Consider the following 17,258-nt stretch of genomic DNA (forward strand, 5'->3'; position numbering starts at 1 on the left):
GATGCAGCTCATCGACAAGCAGTTCCTCGACACCCCCTTCTACGGGGTCCGGCAGATGACCTGGCATCTGCAGAACGAGGGGCACGGCGTGAACCAGAAGCGCATCCGACGGCTGATGCGGCTCATGCGCCTGATGCCGATCTACCAGAAGCCCAACACCAGCAAGCCGAGGAAAGGGCACAAGACCTATCCCTATCTGCTGGGCGGGCTACGGGTCGATCGCCNCGGTCAGGTCTGGTGCGCCGACATTACCTACCTGCCGATGCGGCGCGGCTTCCTGTATCTCGTCGCCATCATGGACTGGTTCACCCGAAAGGTGCTGGCGTGGCGGATATCGAACACGCTGGAGGCGGACTTTTGCGTCGAAGCGCTGAACGAGGCCATCCACCGCTTCGGCGCGCCGGGGATCATGAATACGGACCAAGGTTCACAGTTCACGTCTTTTGCCTGGACGGACAGGCTGAAGCGCGCTGGCACTCGGATCTCGATGGACGGCAAGGGGCGCTGCATCGACAACGTCTTCATTGAACGCCTGTGGCGGTCCCTGAAGTATGAATGCGTCTACCTGCATGCCTGGCAAACGGGGTCACAGGCCAAGGCTGCCATTGGCCGATGGATCACCTTCTACAACCACCAGAGGCCCCACACCGCCCATGGCGGACGACCACCCGCCGTGGTTTACTTCAACAGTATCGAAATCGATCAGCAGGCGCAGGCAGTAGCTTAAATATCCCCGAAAACTGTCCAAGGATCGGGGAGCAGCTCATTCACACTGTGAATCCAGTGGGCAAAGGGGCGAGTATGAGCAAGCCTGAGCCCACCCGCTACCGCACGATGAACTGGAAGTCCTACAACGATGCCTTGAAGCGGCGCGGGTCCCTTCTGATCTGGCTGGACAAGGACAGGGTTTGGCGCGCACCCAAATCCGGATGCAATGGTCGGCCGCCGGTCTTCTCTGATGCCGCGATCCAGTTCTGCTTGATGGTGAAGGTTCTGTTCGGCCTGCCTCTGCGGCAAACGACAGGGATGGTGGCGAGCATCCTTTCGATGGCCGGGCTCGACTGGCGGGTGCCCGATTTCTCGACCCTGAGCCGCAGGCAGAAGCGCATCACGGTTCAGATCACGAGCCGCCGTGCGCCGGGGCCGCTGAACCTGCTGGTGGACAGCACCGGGATCAAGTTTCTTGGTGATGGGGAATGGCTTGCCCGCAAGCATGGCCCGCATCGCCGACGCCAATATCGTAAGGTTCATCTGGCGATGGACACGGCTACAGGTGACATCCGCGCCGTCGAATTCACCTCAAGCCGTGAAGGCGACAGCCCTGTTCTGCCCGACCTGCTCAACCAGATCCCAGAGGATGAACAGATCGGCACCGTCACCGGCGACGGTGCCTTTGACACCCGACGCTGCCACACCGCGATCCTGGATCGAGGCGGCACCGCTATCATCCCGATCCGGAGGAATGGCCGTCTCTGGAAGGAGGATTGCCCCGCAGCCAGGGCGCGCAACGAGATCCTCCGGGCAACCCAGCGCTTGGGCAGGGCCATATGGAAGCGCTGGTCAGGTTATCACGTCCGAAGCAGGATCGAGGCAAGGATGCGCTGCCTCAAGGTCTTCGGTGAACGCATCTCATCACGAGACCCGGACCGCCAGACCGCCGAAATCCATATCCGCATCGCCCTCATGAACCGCTTCAATGCCCTCGGATCCGCCGAGATCAAACGCGTGGCATGAACTCAACGCGGAAAGGGAAAACTGCGCTCACACACTGACTTCTGCAACAACGCCCATGCGGCGAGGCCCGGTCCGAGCGGGTGCGGTGCGAGGGGAAACAGTCTCCCCCCTGAGCTAGCCCATCTCCAGCATGGAGCGATCCAGCCGGTAGGCCCGGTTGCGGTCCGGATCGATGCTGCGGGGGAGCTTGTACTGCGAGGACACCCGCTCGCCGCCGGGCACCAGGATGCCGGCTTCACGCAGCAACTTGACCGCCCGCTCGGCCTGCATGCCGGAAGCGACCTCGGTGCGCAAAGCCTCGGCCCCAAGATAGATCCAGTTCATGTCGATCCAACCCACGTCATTGTCACCAAGGACCGCTCCGGGCCGGAGCAAGCGGTGCCGGTTGGCGCGCAACCATCCCGTGAGCCGATGTGCCATCGCCTCGGCGCTGGTGGGGGGCTGGGCCGCATGGGCCCGGTGCCAAAGACGGGCGATCTCGGTCAGCGCCACAGAGGCGGTGTTCTGCGGCCAGGGCAGGACGCCCAGCCGCGCGGCGATCTCGCCCGTGGCAGCGATCAGCGCCAGGCGCTTCAGCACGCGCTGCACCGGACCGTCAGGCGACTCCACCGTCAGGCCGACGGCCGCCAGCATGTCGGGCTGCAACCTTTCGATCAGGGCGGGCACCGTGGTTGCGATGATGGCATGATGCTCGATCAGCCGCTGCACGAAGGCCGGCAGTGCGTGGCCATGGTGGCGGCCGGCAGCGTCACGGATCGCCTCGGACAGCGCGTGGCCCGAGGCATAGCCATGCAGGTTCTCGAAGATGCCATGCGTCCAGGAGCGGGCCGGGATATCGATCAGCCGCACGCCGAGGCCGGCCGGCATGTCGATGCGTGCGCTGGCCAGCATGGCGGCGATCGGGCGCTCGGAGGTGGAGAGCATCGCCGTGCGCCAATGCGTCGTTTTTTCGAGCGCCAGCTTGCGATTGCCGCGCAGCCGACCGGTGCCGTTGCCGGTGGAATAAAGCGCCGCGATAATCTCGGTCGAGGGTTGCGCGGGGAATTCGTCCAGCAGCAGCGCGCCGTCGTTTGCCTGCAAGCAGGTCAGTTCCAGCCCGGTATTCGTCGCGTTCCAGGTGGCCAGCGCCTCGCGCGGGGCCATGCAGCTAAGCGCAGCGACCAAAGCGGTGGTCTTTCCCGAACTCGTGCGCGCATGGAAGTTCAGCCCCAGCGTGTCGATCCCGGCGAACTTCAGCAGCGGCCCGGTCAGCGCGGCCGAGATGGCGCAGATGATTGCCGGATTGCCGAGCGCCAACTGCCCGATGCTGTCCTTCCAGCCCTCGAGCGATCCGCAGGGCGGGGCCGCGGGACGGGTGATCGAGAGTTCGATCGCGTCCTCATGCGGGCCGGGCCGGCCCAGAACGCTGCCATCGGGCAGCACGAAGACCGGCGTGTCGCCAGCCTGCTGCCAGCCGGGCTGGGAGACCAGGCGGGTGCGCGCCCTGACCGGCCAGCGACGGAGCATATCGACGATGTAATCGCGGTTGCCCTCGATGGCGAGGCCGGCCGCAACCAGCTGCGCACAGACGCGGCGGGGACCGGCGATCATCTCCTCCTCGGCGATGGTCACATGCCGCAGGATGCCGTCGCGGTCAAGAAAGCGGATGCGGCGCGACCAGTTGTGCCCGTGGCCGTCGCGGACCAGCGACTCAACCCGCAGGGGGCCACACATCGGCGTCCAGTCATCGTCTTCCCGACCGCCAAAGCCCAGCATCCGCTCGCGCGCCAGATAGTGCCAGCCCGGAGGCATTTCCTCCAGCATGGCAAGCAAGAAAGCCCTGATCTGCGGGTCGATGGGCGAAGCTGCGTCAGCGGTTGCGACATAGGTAGCGGTGGCAACGGGGGCGGGCAGCTGGGCCTGTCCGGCATTGGACGCGGGAACAGCGAGCGCAGCGTCGGCCAGCGCGGGATCGGCCGTCTCGAGGTCGGACTGCGGCGCCCGGTGCTCGGGCATCGGGGAAACGTCGTGGTCGGGCATGGTTGGTATCCAATTCAGGGTTGCATCGTCCCGTCAAAGATGCGTCGCCTCGCCCCAAAAAGCAGCCGTGGGGCAGGCGCTCGAATGTGGACAACCGGTGAATGTCTGATGTTTTTTGTGGATTACGCGCGACGGCGGGCAATTTCTGATGACCTTGACCAGTTTCGCGCAAGCGGAGCATGCCGGAGAGATGACGAGGAAAACGCCTGATGAATCCATTGGACCACTTGGACCAATGGACCGGCCTTGAGCCGCCAGCGGTCCAATCGGTCCGGTAGGTCCAGGTGGTCCAATGCTTCGGGTGTATGGCTGAAGCTGAATTGCGCCATCGGGTCGCTGAAGAAGCCTATGTTCCCCCGAGGAGCGCAGGTTGCGAATGTAGAGCTTGCCCGCCGCGCCCGGATGCCATCGGCTGGTGTGATGAGCGCCGGAACTATCTTGGCATCGAGGCCTTCCGGACCGAAATCGCCTCCGGCATGCCGGCCGGTCCGGCGGTGAAGCTGCTGGGCGAGGCGGCGCTGCTGGTTCCGGGTGGTGAGCAGAGGTCGTTTCAGTATCGCCTTCCCCGGCATGTCGATCCGGACAGGGCACGGGTCTATCGCTTCGACAGGCAGAGGATTGAGCGCGGATAATGCGGCGGGGCTGCATTCTGCCGGACATCCAAGCGTTTATTGCGGCGGTTTCCGAGCCGCCGCGAGCAGGCGCGCTGGCATTATTCGGTATCGGAATAAAAGCCGTTTATCTGTTCTCTGCCGATCAGGTGGGAGGATCTCTGGTCATGCCCCGACAATCATTTCCCCTTCTTGGCGGGCCTCACAGGCGGAGCAGCAGCCTTTTACAAAGCCCGATAATATGGGGTAAGGCTTGTCGTGCCATGTTATCAGGCAACACGAAGTCAGGCAGTTGAGTTCTGATCTGACCCACGGCAGGCAATGATTTTGGGGCCGTCGCCATCCGAGAGCCCCATCGCATCTCAGCTTCGATAGTCGTGTGACGATGCCTTGACCACCCTGCTTCTCTGCGCTCCAAGCCCGGTCCCGCCCAAACTGACCAGATTGCCCTCGCGCAGAAAACGCGGCGGTTTCTGCGCGCAACCGATGCCGGCAGGGGTTCCGGTCTGGATCACGTCTCCGGGTTCCAGCGCCATATAGTCCGAGATATGCGCGATCAGTTCCGCGACCGACCACAGCATGTCCGAGGTTGATCCCTGCTGGATGCGCCTGCCGTCGATCTCAAGCCACAGATCAATGACTTGCGGGTCAGGGATTTCGTCGGCTGTCACCATCCACGGACCCAATCGCGCGAAGCCATCATGTCCCCGGCCCTTGACACTTTCGCCGCCGTGGTGGCGCTGATGGTCACGTTCCGACAGGTCATTGGCAAGGCAGTATCCCGCAACATATTCCAACGCCTGCTGCGGCGAAACATGCCGTGCATATGTTCCAATGACGGCGGCAAGTTCAACCTCCCAATCGGTGGCGGTGGAGCCGTGCGGCAGGATGATGTCATCATCCGGCCCCGCCAGCGCCGAGCTTGGCTTGATCGAGATCGAGGGTGCTTCGGGGCGCGGCACATCCAGTTCGATCATCGTGCTGGTATAGTTCAACCCGACGCAGATGATCTTGCCGGGGCGGGCCGTGCAGGCGCCGAAGTGGGTGCCTTCGGGCAGCAGCGGCAGGCTTCGGGCGTCAAGTGCCGCCAGTCGCGCCAATCCCTGCGGCGAAAGTGTCTCGGCGTCAAAATCGCAGATGACCGATGAGAGGTCGCGCATACCGCCCGAGCCATCGAACAATCCCGGTCGTTCCCGGCCGGACGGGCCGTGTCGGAAAAGTCTCATCGGTCATCTCCGTTGCGTGTTTGTCATCCAGTTTCGTTCCGAACGAGAAAGGCGGGTCAATATTGCCCGCTGGCGGGAGGGCGCTGTTCCTGGGCGACGGTGATCGCTGTGGCGCGGTTGGCCAGCTCATCCTCGTCCACGATGACGCCAAGACCGGGCGCGTCGCTCAGGGTAAAGTGACCGTTGACCGGTTCGGCGGGGTTGCGGAAAACGGGGCGGCCGCGATCCCATCTGTCGGCCAGTTCCACGGGCCTGGTCATGTGCATGATCGTCGATAGCACATGGATATTTGCGAAGTGTCCGACGGCAGGCTGGGTCTGGTGGGGCACAAGCTCGACCCCGTGAGCATGGGTCAGGGCCGCGCATTGCATCATGCCGGTGATCCCGCCCATCTTGATGATATCGGGTTGCACCATGCGCACGCCGGACAGGATCAGATCCTTCAGTGCCTGAAGCGTATAGGTCTGCTCACCGGCGGATACGGTGATGTCCAGCCGCTGCGCAACCTCGCCCATGGCACCGACATGGTAATGCTGGACCGGCTCTTCGAACCAGCTATAGCCCAGATCCTCCAGCGCCCGGCCCACGCGGATGGCACCGCCGACCGAATAGCCGTTATTGGCGTCGAACCCGATCACCGCATCCGGGCCAAGCAACTCGCGCACGGCACGGGCCTTGGCGATATCGCCGGGGATATCGACATCGCAGCGGGTGCGGTCGCCGTCCCAACGGATCTTGACGGCGGCCGGCTGTTCGGCCTCGACCCGGCGCGCGACTTCGCGCACCACCTCGTCCACGCTGCGCGCGGCATTCCCGCCGATCGAGCTGTAGCAGGGCAGGCGGGTTCGCCATGCCCCGCCAAGCAATTTATAAACCGGCTGGCCCAGCAATTTGCCTTTCAGATCCCACAAGGCGATGTCACAGGCGGCCAGCGCGGCGGTGGCGATCCCCTCCGGCCCCAGCTTGACCAGCCGGTGCATCAGTGTGTCGAGCAGCACGGCGTGGTCCAGCACCTCCTTGCCTTCCAGAAACGGCGCGATGTCGCGCGCGACGACGCCAAGCGACGCGATGCCGCCCAGCATCGGCGAGGCCTCACCCCAGCCGACAGTGCCATCTTCGGCGGTGATGCGCACGAAGGCGCTGGTTGGCATCCAGCCCGTGCCGTCGCCCATGGCGACGCTCAATGCCTCGACTTTCGCGATTTTCATGCCGCGTTCCTTCCGTTGATGCTGTGGTTGGTCCCGATCACCAGTTTGCGGCGATATACTGCACTTCGCAGAATTCGAGGATGCCGTGATGCGCGCCTTCCCGGCCAAGCCCGCTTTGTTTGGTGCCGCCGAATGGTGCCGCCGGGTCCGAGACCACGCCGCGATTGAGGCCGACCATGCCGCTGTCAAGCCGCTCGGACACCCGCAATCCGCGCACCAGATCCGAGGTGAAGACATAAGAAATCAGCCCGTATTCGGTCGAATTGGCGCGGGCGATGGCCTCTTCTTCGGTCTCGAAGGTCGAGAGGGCCGCGACGGGACCGAAGATTTCCTCGCTGGTGATCTCGGCCTCGGGCGACACATCGGTCAGAACCGTCGGCGGGAAGTAGAAACCCGGCCTGTCAACGGGGCGGCCACCGGTCAGGGTTTTGGCGCCGTGGCTTTCGGCATCGGTGACCAGACCCGCGATGCGATCAAGCGCCTCACGGTTGATCAGCGGCCCGCAGAGCGTTTTCCCGGCATAGCCCGCCCCCAATGTCATGGCCTTCATCCGTGCGGCAAGCCCTTCGGCAAAGGCGGGTGCGATGCCTTTCTGCACCAGAAAACGGTTGGCGGCAGTGCAGGCTTCGCCCCCATTGCGCATCTTGGCGACCATCGCCCCCTCGATCGCCAGATCCAGATCGGCATCGTCAAAGACGATGAAGGGCGCATTGCCACCCAGCTCCATCGAGCAGGAAATGACCGTATCGGCGGCCTCGTGCAGAAGCCTGCGCCCCACCTCGGTCGAGCCGGTGAAGCTGAGCTTGCGGACGCGCGGGTCATGCAGCATCGCGCTGACCGTCGCGCCCGAGCGGCTGGTGGTCAGCACATTGACCACGCCCGCCGGCACGCCCGCCTCGGCATAGATTTCGGCCAGCGCATAGGCGGTCAGCGGGGTTTCCGTTGCAGGTTTCAGCACACAGGTGCAGCCCGCCGCCAGCGCGGGCGCGATCTTGCGGGTGGCCATGGCGGCAGGGAAGTTCCAGGGCGTGACCATCACCGCGACACCGATCGGGCGATGGGTGACGATGATGCGGTTCGCGCCCGAGGGCGCGGTATAAAGCTCGCCGTTCAGCCGCACCGCCTCTTCGGCGAACCAGCGGAAAAATTCTGCGGCATACAGCACCTCGCCCTGCGCGTCGGGCAGCGCCTTGCCGTTTTCCAGACTGATCAGCCGGGCCAGCATATCCTTGCGCTGGATCATCAACTCATAGCAGCGGCGCAGGATTTCGGATTTCACGCGCGGCGGGGTCGCGGCCCAGCCGGGCAGCGCGGCCTCGGCGGCGGCGACGGCATCCATGGCGTCGTCGATGCTGGCGTTTTCGATCTGCGTGATCGTATTCCCGGTCGAGGGGTCGATGACCGGGATCGGATCGCCGCCGCGACCCTTGCGCCAGCCGCCGTCGATCCACAAATCGCCGCGCAGCGCCTGCGGGTCAAAGCCGAGTTCATGCGAGATGGTATCGTGATAGCTCATTGGAATGCAGCCTTTCGGGGCAATGTAGCGGTCAGAAGGTCGAGATCGCCCGAATGCGCGGCCCGGACGATCCGGTCCATGCCTTCGGCGTCAAGCAGGCGCGGGTTGTTCTTGATCAGCCGCTCGGCGCTGAGCGCCAGTTGGCCGATTTCGTCCAGCCGGTCCTCGGGAACGCCAAGCTCGGCGATGGTGGCAGGGATGCCCACCTGCGCGAAAAGCGCGGCGATGGCGGAAATCGCGGCCTCGGCCTGCCGGGTGGTGTTGCCGGTAGCCGAAAGCCCCATCGCCGCGCCGATCCGGGCGAAGTCAGCCTCGCAGCTGGGGCGGTTCCACGCCATGACATAGGGCATCAAGGTCGCCACCCCGAGCCCATGCGCGGTATGTGTCATGGCGCCGACCGGATACTGGATCGCATGGGCTGCCGCGGTTCCGGCCACGCCAAAAGCCAGCCCGGCCAATGTCGAGCCCAGCATCATCGCGCTACGCGCCTCCAGATCGTCGCCGTGGCTGACGCAGCGGGCCAGATTGGCCGCGATCAGACGGATCGCCTCAAGCGCCAGACTGTCGCTGATCGCATTCTTGCCGATAAAGACGTGATCCAGCGACAGGCCGGAATCGGGCGCGCGGCGCAGGGTCGTGAACGCCTCGATCGCATGCGTCATGGCATCCGCGCCTGATGCTGCGGTCAGGCCAGGCGGGCAGCTGATCGTCAGTTCCGGGTCGCAGATCGCGATCTCGGGGATCAGATAAGGGCTGGCAATGCCGATCTTCATCGCCCGCTGCGGATCGTCCAGCACGGCGACCGGCGTCACCTCGGATCCCGTCCCCGAGGTGGTGGGCAGCAGGATCAGCGGCATGATCGGACCGGGAACCTTGTATTCACCGTAATAATCCTGCGGCGCTCCACCATGCGTCAGCAGGGCGCCGATGACCTTGGCTGCATCCAGACAACTGCCGCCGCCGATGCCGATGATCATTTGCGCGTCGGCCGTTCGCCCGGCCTCGGCACCGGCTTCGATGCAGGACAGTGGCAGTTCCGCAGCCACGCCGTCGAAAACCTGCGTGGCAATGCCCTGCGCCTCAAGGGCCTGCCGCATCTGCAAAAAGCTTTCGTCCTGCGCCATGCGGGTATCGGTGACGATCAATGCGCGCGTGCCGAATGCGCTGGCGTAACGTGGCAGCGAGCCGCGCTGGCCCGCACCAAAGACCAGATGTCGCGGCGCGCGCATGACGCCCAAGTTCATGAAATCCATTCCTGTCCTCCCAATTATCCTGCCGTTAGCGGGCGAGGTCGCATATTTCCTGCCAAAGCGGCTCGGGCAGATCGACGCCGTCGCGCAGGCGCTGGTCACGCGCCGCCCGACCCCGTTCGCCGGGGATCGTCACCTGAGTGAAACCTTCTGCCGGAGCCTCGTCCCGCAGCGCCTGAAGATAGGGGCGCAGGTCATAACCCGGCCCGTCGATCAGGATGAACAGATCGCCTTTGTTGCAGGTGGTCGTGTCGTCCAGCGTGCCTGTCACGTCGCGCCCGATGGCGGCGCGCGAAAGGCTCGTCACCAGCAGTTCGAATGCCAGTCCCAACGCGTAACCCTTGGCCTTGCCGAAAGGCGCGATAGCGCCTGACTTGGCGGCGCTGGCATCGGTGGTCGGGCGACCCTCGGCATCCAACGCCCAGTCGTCGGGAATGGCCATGCCGCGATTGGCGTGATCGTGGATTTCACCCATGGAAACAAGACTGGTGGCCGCATCCATCATGAACACATCGGCCTGGCCCTTCCGTCCCGCGGGCAGGCCGATGGCGATGGGATTGGTGCCGATCATCGCGCGTCGTCCGCCCCAGGGGTGAACCAGCGCCTCGCTTGTGGTAAGCGCGATCATGGTCAGACCCTTCAATGCCGCGCGTTCCGCGTAATAGCCCAGCATCCCCAGGTGATTCGAGTTGCGGATGGCGGCCACCGCGACCCCGGTTTCGGAAATCCGGCTTTCAAGCGCGGCAATAGCGGCATTGGCCACGATCGGGCCCAGACCATTGCGGCCATCCACCTGCAGCAATGCACTGCCGCGCCAATCATGCTGTCCCGTTTGCGCGGGATCGGCCACGCCATTGCGGATGCGGCGGATGATTCGCGGCAGGCGCAGCATCCCATGTGAGGCGACGCCGCGCAGATCTGCCTCCAGTAGCAGGTCAACCTGTTGGGCGGCGTTTTCCTGTGATGTCAGCTTTGACAGCGCCGTCATCGCTGTGCGTTCCAGCTGTTTTGCGTCAATTTTCATGTCATATTTCCGATCCGATCGGATATTTGATTGCGAGATCATGGGTAAATTGCTATTACCGAATCGTCAAGTCACACCGAACGGACAGAACGATGACAGGTCGCACCAAGGATCAGCCCCGGCAGAAAGGGCGCTCTATCCAGCGCCCCGGCAGGCTGGGGGACGAAGTGTATGAAACTCTTTATGCGCAGCTTATGGCGCTGGAAATTCCGCCCGGTGCGCGGATTTCGGTGGACAATCTTGTCCGCGAACTTGGCGTGTCGCAAACCCCGATCCGCGAGGCGCTGTCACGGCTGGAGGCGCAGGGGTTGGTGGTCAAAACCCACCTGATAGGCTATAGCGCCGCGTCCCAGATTGATGAGCAGCGGCTGGAGCAGCTTTATGATCTGCGCCTGCTGCTGGAGCCTTATGCTGCCGGGCGCGCTGCCGTGCATATGGATGACGAAGACATCGCGCGACTGGTGGCGCTGGATGCCCGCATGGATGAAATCCATCCGGATGGCAAGGAAAGCTACGGCGAGTTCGCCGCAGCGGACGGGCAGTTCCACGACCTGATTGCGCAGGGCAGCGGTAACGAACTGGTGCGCGATGCCCTGTCCCGTCTTTACACGCATGTGCATCTGTTCCGGCTGTTCTATCTCGCCAGCGTAACGGCCGAGGCGAATGACGAACATGCAGCCATCGTCGCAGCCATCGTTGCCCGCGACAGCGCCGCCGCAGAGGAGGCGATGCGGCGCCATGTCCTGGAATCAAGAAAGCGTTTCACCGGCAGACGCTGATCAAAACCCACCGGTTCGTGATCGCTGGAGAGGTCCGGCCGGATGGCATCAGCCCCTGACGGGGCAGCAAGGGAGGAATAATATGCTGATCAATCGACGCAGAGTTCTGCACATGTCCGTCGCAGCGGCTGCGGCAAGTTTTACCGCTCCGGGGCTGCTGCGCGCGCAGGGGTCGGATCGTCCGATTCGTATCGCGCTTGCCGCCACGTCGCCGCGCGTGATCGACCCGATTTTCAGCACGCTAGGGGCCGATAACTGGGTCAATCTTCAGGTCTATGAGCATCTCGTCTCGCCGCCGAATGGAAAGTTCGCGACGCAGGATAACGAGTATCGCCCGATGCTTGCCGAATCCTGGGACAAGTCCGACGATGCCAGAACATGGACTTTCAAGCTGCGCAAGGATGTCCCGTTTCATGGCGATTATGGTACGTTGACCGCCGAGGATGTCGTGTTCACCTTTGAACGCGCCATGCGTGAGGGGATCGCCACGGCATCCTATGCCAATGTAAAAAGTGTCGTGGCCTCAGGGCCCGATGAGGTGACATTCACGCTGAATGGACCGGACCCGTTCTTCCTTGGGGGCGTGATCTCGATCCCGACGTCGCAGATCGTATGCAAGAACGCGGTCGAGGAGAAGGGCGAGAATTTCGGCAAGGAACCCATCGGCACTGGCCCCTATGCGGTCGAGCGCATGTCAAGCAGCGGTGTCAACGCGCTGCGCTTTGACGGCTATTGGGGCGAGACCCCGAAAACCGCGCGGATCGAGTTCCTTTATACCTCTGACACGACCTCGCGCACTCTTTCGCTGATGTCGGGCGACGTGGACATGATCGAGGCCGTGCGCGCACCCGGATGGGTGCAGCAGATCCGGCAACAGAACGACGCTCTGATTGTCGATCAGACGCAGCCGGGATCATTCAACACCCTGTTCTTCAATCTGACCAAGGCACCTTTCGACAACCCTCTGGTGCGCAAGGCGATCGCTACCGCAATTGACAGTGCGGTGGTCGCCCAAGCGCTGGCTCCGTTCGGCGCGCAGACATGGACGCTTTCGCCGCCGGATTATCCCTCTGGCTGGGCCGCAGAAGAATTGCCCGACGACTTGCGCTATGATTACGATCCCGATCGCGCCCGCGAACTGCTGATCGAAGCCGGTCACGGAAACGGCCTGAATTTCACCGCCGGTATCAGCCAGCGCGAGGATTACCGCTCGATCATGTTGATCCTGCAAGAACTCATGCGTCCGGCTGGCATCAACATGAACCTGAACATCATGGATCATGCGGCCTTCCACGGCGCCAATCGGCAGGATGCGAATTCATTGGTGCTGTATTCGCAAAGCCTTCCCCCGGTGCCGCTGGAATACATGTCGCGCTATCTGTCCAGCGCAGCGGTGGTGAAATCCGATGGGACCGGCGGCGACAACTTCAGCCATTACGGCATCGCAATGCCCGGCGTGGATGATCAACTGGAGACGATGCGACAGGCCACCACGGTCGAAGAATATTCATCAATCGGACGCGAGATCGAGAAGAAGGTGCAAGAGGATCTGCCCCTGATGGGAATCGGCAACCTTGGCTATGCCATCATCCGCAATCCCGAAGTCGATCTCGGCTATGAGGTCGAAAGCGGTTATGCGCGCTGGCGCCTTGATCTGGCGCAGCGCGCCTGAGCGCGAGCGGAGGTTACATGGCACGCTATATTCTGACGCGGCTGCTTGATGCCGTGCCGACCATGCTGCTGGTCCTGACGCTGGTTTTTCTGGCGATGCGCGTCCTGCCTGGGGATCCGGCCTTGGCCGCGCTTGGCGACGGCGCCCAGCCCGAAGCCATCGCGCAGTTCCGCGAGCGCTTTGGCCTGAACGATCCGTTGTGGCTGCAATACCTGCATTTCATGCGTGATATGCTGAGCTTCGATTTCGGCACGTCGCTGATGTCGGGCGAACGGGTGGCGCAACTGCTGGTCTCGAATCTCGGCTATACGGTCGAGCTGACCATCGCGGCGGTTCTTCTGGGCATCATGGGCGGTATTCCCCTGGGCGTCATGGCCGCGCTGAATCGCAACCGCGCGCCGGACACGGGATTTCGGGTGTTTTCCCTGCTCGGCTATGCGATCCCGGATTTCTATCTGGGCGCGGTGCTGCTGATCGTCTTCTCGCTGTCGCTGGGTTGGTTCCCCATCAGCGGGGCCGGCGACGGTTTCGCGGACCGGATGCATCACCTGGTTCTTCCCGCCCTGACGCTGGCACTCTTGAAGGTCGCCTTTCTCGGCCGCCTGACGCGCACCGCGCTGCTCGAGGTGCTGGGCCGCGACTTCGTGCGCACCGCCCGCGCGAAGGGCGCGCGGGAAAACCGGGTGATCTATCGCCACGCGCTGCGCAATGCCCTGCTGCCGCTTTCGACCGGGCTGGGCCTGTCGATCCTGTCAACGCTGTCGGGTTCGGTCGCGGTCGAGTTGGTCTTCAATCGCCCCGGCCTGGGCAAGCTGCTGATCACCGCCATCACCGAGCGCGACTACCCCATCGTCCAGGCGGGCGTCGTGGTCTTCGCCGCCGCCGTCGTCGTCGTGAACCTGTTAATGGAACTGGTTTACGTCATCATCGACCCCAGGATCCGGGTGCAATAATGGCCAATTCAGAAGCAATCCCGCTGCCCGAAGCCCCCCGGCTGCGCCGTCTGGCGGGCGAGGTGGTGGCCGGACGGCCCGCCGTCATCATTTCCCTGGCAACGGTGCTTGTCTTTGCCGTCGTCGCCATCCTGGCGCCCTGGATCGCGCCCAGGGATCCGATGGCCCAAAGCTTCATCGCCATCAATGCGATGCCCTCGTCCGACTATCTGCTGGGCACCGACCAGTTCGGGCGCGACCTGCTGTCGCGACTGATCTATGGTTCGCGTAATTCGCTGATATTCGGCCTTTTGTCGCCGGTTTTCGCGGCCATTGCGGGCACGTTCCTTGGCGTCACCGCAGGCTATTTCGGCGGCTGGATCGACCGCGTCGTGACCCGCATCATCGACATGCTGCTGGCCTTTCCCGAACTGTTGCTGGCCATTCTGGTCGCGGCGGCGCTTGGCGGCGGGTTCTGGAATGTGGTCGCGGTCCTGACCATTGCCTTCACGCCCGGTTTTGCCCGTGTTGCCCGCGCATCGACGCTGGCCGTCAAGCAAGAGCCCTATATCGAGGCAGCAGTTGCCTCGGGCGTTTCAACCTCCATCATCATCTTTCGCCATGTCGTTCCCAATATCTCGGCGCCGATCGTGGTGCTGATGACATTGTGGAGCGCCTCGGCCATCCGGCTTGAAGCTACGCTCAGCTTCCTTGGCATCGGCACACAGCCGCCCGCGCCGTCATGGGGCAACATCATCCGCGAGGGCCTCGGCAACATGTTCGCCACGCCCTGGCCGATACTGACAGGGGGGCTTGCGATCACCATCGTCGTGCTGGCGATCTCAACCATCGGTGACGCCGTGCGCGACGCACTGGATCCGGAGATCAAATAATGGCTGAACCACTGCTTGAAATATCCGATCTGACGTTGGAATTTGGCCCCGTCAGCAATCCGGTGCGTGTTCTCAATCACGTCAGCCTGTCAGTCGCGGCAGGCGAGGCCGTCGGGCTGGTTGGCGAAAGCGGGTCGGGCAAGTCGATGACCTCGCTTGCGACCATGCGCCTGCTGCCTGCGTCGGGCCGCCTGACCAGTGGCCGGATTCGGCTGGAGGGTCAGGGCGACCTGCTTGCGCTGCCCCCGGACCGGATGCCGGACATCCGTGGTCGCGACATCGCCATGATCTTTCAGGAACCGATGAGTTCGCTGAACCCGGTGATGACGGTCGAGGCCCAGATCGCCGAAGCGATCATGCTGCACCAGCAAATGTCCCGAGAAGACAGGCGGGCGCGCGTGATCGAGCTGCTGCGCCTGGTGGGCATCCCCGACCCCCAGGCACGGATGAAGGCCTATCCGCACCAGATGTCCGGGGGGATGCGCCAGCGCGTCATGATCGCCATCGCCGTCGCCTGCAACCCGCGCCTGCTGATCGCGGATGAACCGACGACCGCGCTGGACGTAACCATCCAGGCGCAGGTCCTGGACCTGCTGCGCGAAGTGCGGCAACGGCTGGGCACGGCGGTGCTGATGATCTCGCACGATCTTGGCGTGATCTCGGAGCTGTGCGACCGGATCGTGGTCATGTATGCCGGCCATGTGGTCGAGACGGCGACGGTTGACGACCTGTTCGGCAATCCGCAGCACCCCTATACCCGCGGCCTTCTGCGCGCGGTGCCGTCGCTGGAAACCAGCGCACGGCGGCTTTATCAGATACCCGGCTCGGTTCCGCCGCCCGGCACCATCAAGGCGGGCTGCCCCTTCGCACCGCGTTGCGAACTGAAACGCGACATCTGCGCCCGGGAAATGCCCGCGCTGACGCCGCGCGGCCGCGATCAGCGGGCGGCCTGCTGGGTCACGGCAGACACCCCAATGACAGCGGAGGCAATCGCATGACGGCCGATATTCTCAGGGTTGAAGGACTGGGCAAGACCTTCGAAGGCGGTGGCGGCCTGCTGGGGGGCAAGCGCGCCGCGGTGCGGGCGGTGGACGGCATCGACCTGACGATGAAGGCTGGCGAAACCCTGGCAGTAGTGGGCGAATCCGGCTGCGGGAAATCGACCCTCGGCCGCCTGCTCTTGCGCCTGATCGAGCCAAGCGAAGGCAAAGTCTGGCTGGACGAGACCGAGGTCACCGGCCTGTCGCGCAGGCAGATGCGTCAGTTCCGCCGCCATGCGCAGATGGTGTTTCAGGATCCCTATGGCTCGCTGTCGCCGCGCCGGACGATCGCGCAGATCATCGCCGAACCGATGGAGGTCTTCGGCACTGTCACCAACAAGCGCGACCGGCGCGAAAAGGTCGCAGAGCTTTTGCGTCAGGTCGGATTGCCGACATCAGTCATGGATCGCAATCCGCGGCAGTTCTCAGGTGGGCAGCGCCAGCGGATCTGCATCGCCCGTGCCATCTCGGTCTCGCCGCGTTTCATCGTGGCGGATGAACCCGTCTCGGCGCTGGATGTGTCGATTCAGGCGCAGATCATCAACTTGATGCAGGATCTTCAGGCCGAAAAGGGCTTTGCATCCCTGTTCATTGCCCATGATCTGGCCGTGGTGCGCCACATCGCCGATCGCGTGGCCGTGATGTATCTGGGGCGCATCGTCGAGATTGGCCCGAAAGAGCAGATCTACGAGGCACCGCAGCATCCATATACGCAGGCACTGCTGTCCGCCGCGCCCGAAATCGGCCGGATAAAGCGCCGCAAGCGGTTGATCCTCGGCGGTGACGTGCCCAGCCCGACGAAGATCCCACCGGGTTGCAGTTTTCATACGCGCTGTCCCATCGCGCAGGAAATATGCCGACGGAAAAGGCCTGCGCTGACGACCGCCGCGGGCGCGCAGCAGGCAGCGTGCCACTTTGCCAAACCGAACCCCATACGGGCGTAGAGAGGGTGATGTCCCGCTGTAGAATACAAAATTGCAAAGGAGAGTTGCAGATATCCGGATCGAGCTTGGCGTGGGTAATGCCCATCTTTTGAGTGTCGGCACAGATATGGATGGACCTGTCTCTGGCTTTGGTCGGCGGTTCTGGTCCTGGCTGTCAGGAAAGGCTCCGCTGGAGATCGCGGCGATGCAGTCTGTCGGAGTGCATCGCCTATCTTACAGTGATCGCTATCTGCTTTCACCCTACACGCTTCGGCTTTTGTCCGAGGTGCTGAAATCCGCGCCGGGCGCAGGTGACGCCCGCAAGGAGATCACGCTGGCCTTCGCTGACAGGCCGCGAGAAGAGCCACGTTTCCTTCACGACACATTTCCCGCCGACACGGCGCGGCGTGAGGTTATGTGCCAACTGGTGC

The 17,258-nt window shown here is 63.5% G+C and carries 16 protein-coding genes; 10 read left to right on the plus strand and 6 right to left on the minus strand.

Annotated features, from left to right (window positions below):
- Both L632_RS23305 and L632_RS0120750 read left to right on the plus strand, forming a co-directional pair.
- Nucleotides 1-727, plus strand: a 727-nt coding sequence (locus L632_RS23305; RefSeq protein ID WP_036698686.1) for an IS3 family transposase, incomplete at its 5' end; no start/stop codon positions are given.
- Nucleotides 728-801: 74 nt separating this feature from the next.
- Nucleotides 802-1,734: an IS5-like element ISPpa3 family transposase gene (locus L632_RS0120750; RefSeq protein WP_028717520.1), complete on the plus strand. Its 933-nt coding sequence runs from the start codon at nt 802-804 to the stop codon at nt 1,732-1,734.
- A gap of 114 nt (nt 1,735-1,848) precedes the next feature.
- Here the strand turns inward: L632_RS0120750 and L632_RS0120755 are convergent, their stop codons facing one another.
- Nucleotides 1,849-3,753, minus strand: a complete 1,905-nt coding sequence (locus tag L632_RS0120755) for a DUF927 domain-containing protein (protein ID WP_028717521.1) — start codon at nt 3,751-3,753, stop codon at nt 1,849-1,851.
- Nucleotides 3,754-4,058: 305 nt separating this feature from the next.
- Between L632_RS0120755 and L632_RS24105 the strand changes: the two genes are divergently transcribed.
- A complete protein-coding gene (locus L632_RS24105) occupies nt 4,059-4,385 on the plus strand; it encodes a hypothetical protein (protein WP_232221017.1) in 327 nt (108 codons plus the stop codon).
- Nucleotides 4,386-4,726: 341 nt separating this feature from the next.
- Here L632_RS24105 and L632_RS0120765 read toward each other — a convergent pair whose 3' ends face one another.
- Genes L632_RS0120765 through L632_RS0120785 form a run of 5 tightly spaced genes read right to left on the minus strand, consistent with a single transcriptional unit; the run spans nt 4,727 to nt 10,588 of the window.
- Complete coding sequence (locus L632_RS0120765; RefSeq protein WP_028717522.1) at nt 4,727-5,590, minus strand: fumarylacetoacetate hydrolase family protein; 864 nt, start codon at nt 5,588-5,590, stop codon at nt 4,727-4,729.
- Between the two features lie 56 nt (nt 5,591-5,646).
- On the minus strand, nt 5,647-6,798 hold the full coding sequence (locus tag L632_RS23310; protein WP_084648165.1) for a mandelate racemase/muconate lactonizing enzyme family protein: 1,152 nt from the start codon (nt 6,796-6,798) through the stop codon (nt 5,647-5,649).
- A gap of 37 nt (nt 6,799-6,835) precedes the next feature.
- On the minus strand, nt 6,836-8,314 hold the full coding sequence (locus L632_RS0120775) for an NAD-dependent succinate-semialdehyde dehydrogenase (protein WP_028717523.1): 1,479 nt from the start codon (nt 8,312-8,314) through the stop codon (nt 6,836-6,838).
- Complete coding sequence (locus L632_RS23315) at nt 8,311-9,567, minus strand: iron-containing alcohol dehydrogenase (protein ID WP_010400090.1); 1,257 nt, start codon at nt 9,565-9,567, stop codon at nt 8,311-8,313. The genes L632_RS0120775 and L632_RS23315 overlap by 4 nt, the downstream gene beginning before the upstream one ends.
- Before the next feature lie 25 nt (nt 9,568-9,592).
- Nucleotides 9,593-10,588, minus strand: a complete 996-nt coding sequence (locus L632_RS0120785) for an Ldh family oxidoreductase (protein WP_028717524.1) — start codon at nt 10,586-10,588, stop codon at nt 9,593-9,595.
- Nucleotides 10,589-10,680: 92 nt separating this feature from the next.
- On the opposite strand from L632_RS0120785, the gene L632_RS0120790 reads away from it, so the two are divergent.
- The 7 genes from L632_RS0120790 to L632_RS25040 form a co-directional block, all read left to right on the plus strand.
- Nucleotides 10,681-11,367 carry a GntR family transcriptional regulator gene (locus L632_RS0120790; RefSeq protein ID WP_010400088.1) on the plus strand — a complete coding sequence of 229 codons (687 nt, stop codon included), beginning with the start codon at nt 10,681-10,683 and terminating at the stop codon, nt 11,365-11,367.
- 82 nt (nt 11,368-11,449) lie between these two features.
- Complete coding sequence (locus L632_RS0120795) at nt 11,450-13,039, plus strand: ABC transporter substrate-binding protein (protein ID WP_010400087.1); 1,590 nt, start codon at nt 11,450-11,452, stop codon at nt 13,037-13,039.
- A 17-nt stretch (nt 13,040-13,056) separates the two neighbouring features.
- A complete protein-coding gene (locus L632_RS0120800; RefSeq protein ID WP_010400086.1) occupies nt 13,057-13,992 on the plus strand; it encodes an ABC transporter permease in 936 nt (311 codons plus the stop codon).
- A complete protein-coding gene (locus L632_RS0120805; RefSeq protein ID WP_010400085.1) occupies nt 13,992-14,864 on the plus strand; it encodes an ABC transporter permease in 873 nt (290 codons plus the stop codon). The genes L632_RS0120800 and L632_RS0120805 overlap by 1 nt, the downstream gene beginning before the upstream one ends.
- Nucleotides 14,864-15,862 carry an ABC transporter ATP-binding protein gene (locus L632_RS0120810; RefSeq protein WP_010400084.1) on the plus strand — a complete coding sequence of 333 codons (999 nt, stop codon included), beginning with the start codon at nt 14,864-14,866 and terminating at the stop codon, nt 15,860-15,862. The genes L632_RS0120805 and L632_RS0120810 overlap by 1 nt, the downstream gene beginning before the upstream one ends.
- The gene (locus tag L632_RS0120815) at nt 15,859-16,848 is read left to right on the plus strand and encodes an ABC transporter ATP-binding protein (protein WP_028717525.1); all 990 of its coding nucleotides are present in this window, start codon (nt 15,859-15,861) and stop codon (nt 16,846-16,848) included. Before L632_RS0120810 ends, L632_RS0120815 begins: the two co-directional genes overlap by 4 nt.
- Before the next feature lie 70 nt (nt 16,849-16,918).
- On the plus strand, nt 16,919-17,258 hold a 340-nt coding region (locus L632_RS25040; RefSeq protein WP_232221018.1), incomplete at its 3' end, for a hypothetical protein.

Source organism: Paracoccus sp. J39, assembly GCF_000518925.1.
Classification (GTDB): Bacteria; Pseudomonadota; Alphaproteobacteria; order Rhodobacterales; family Rhodobacteraceae; genus Paracoccus.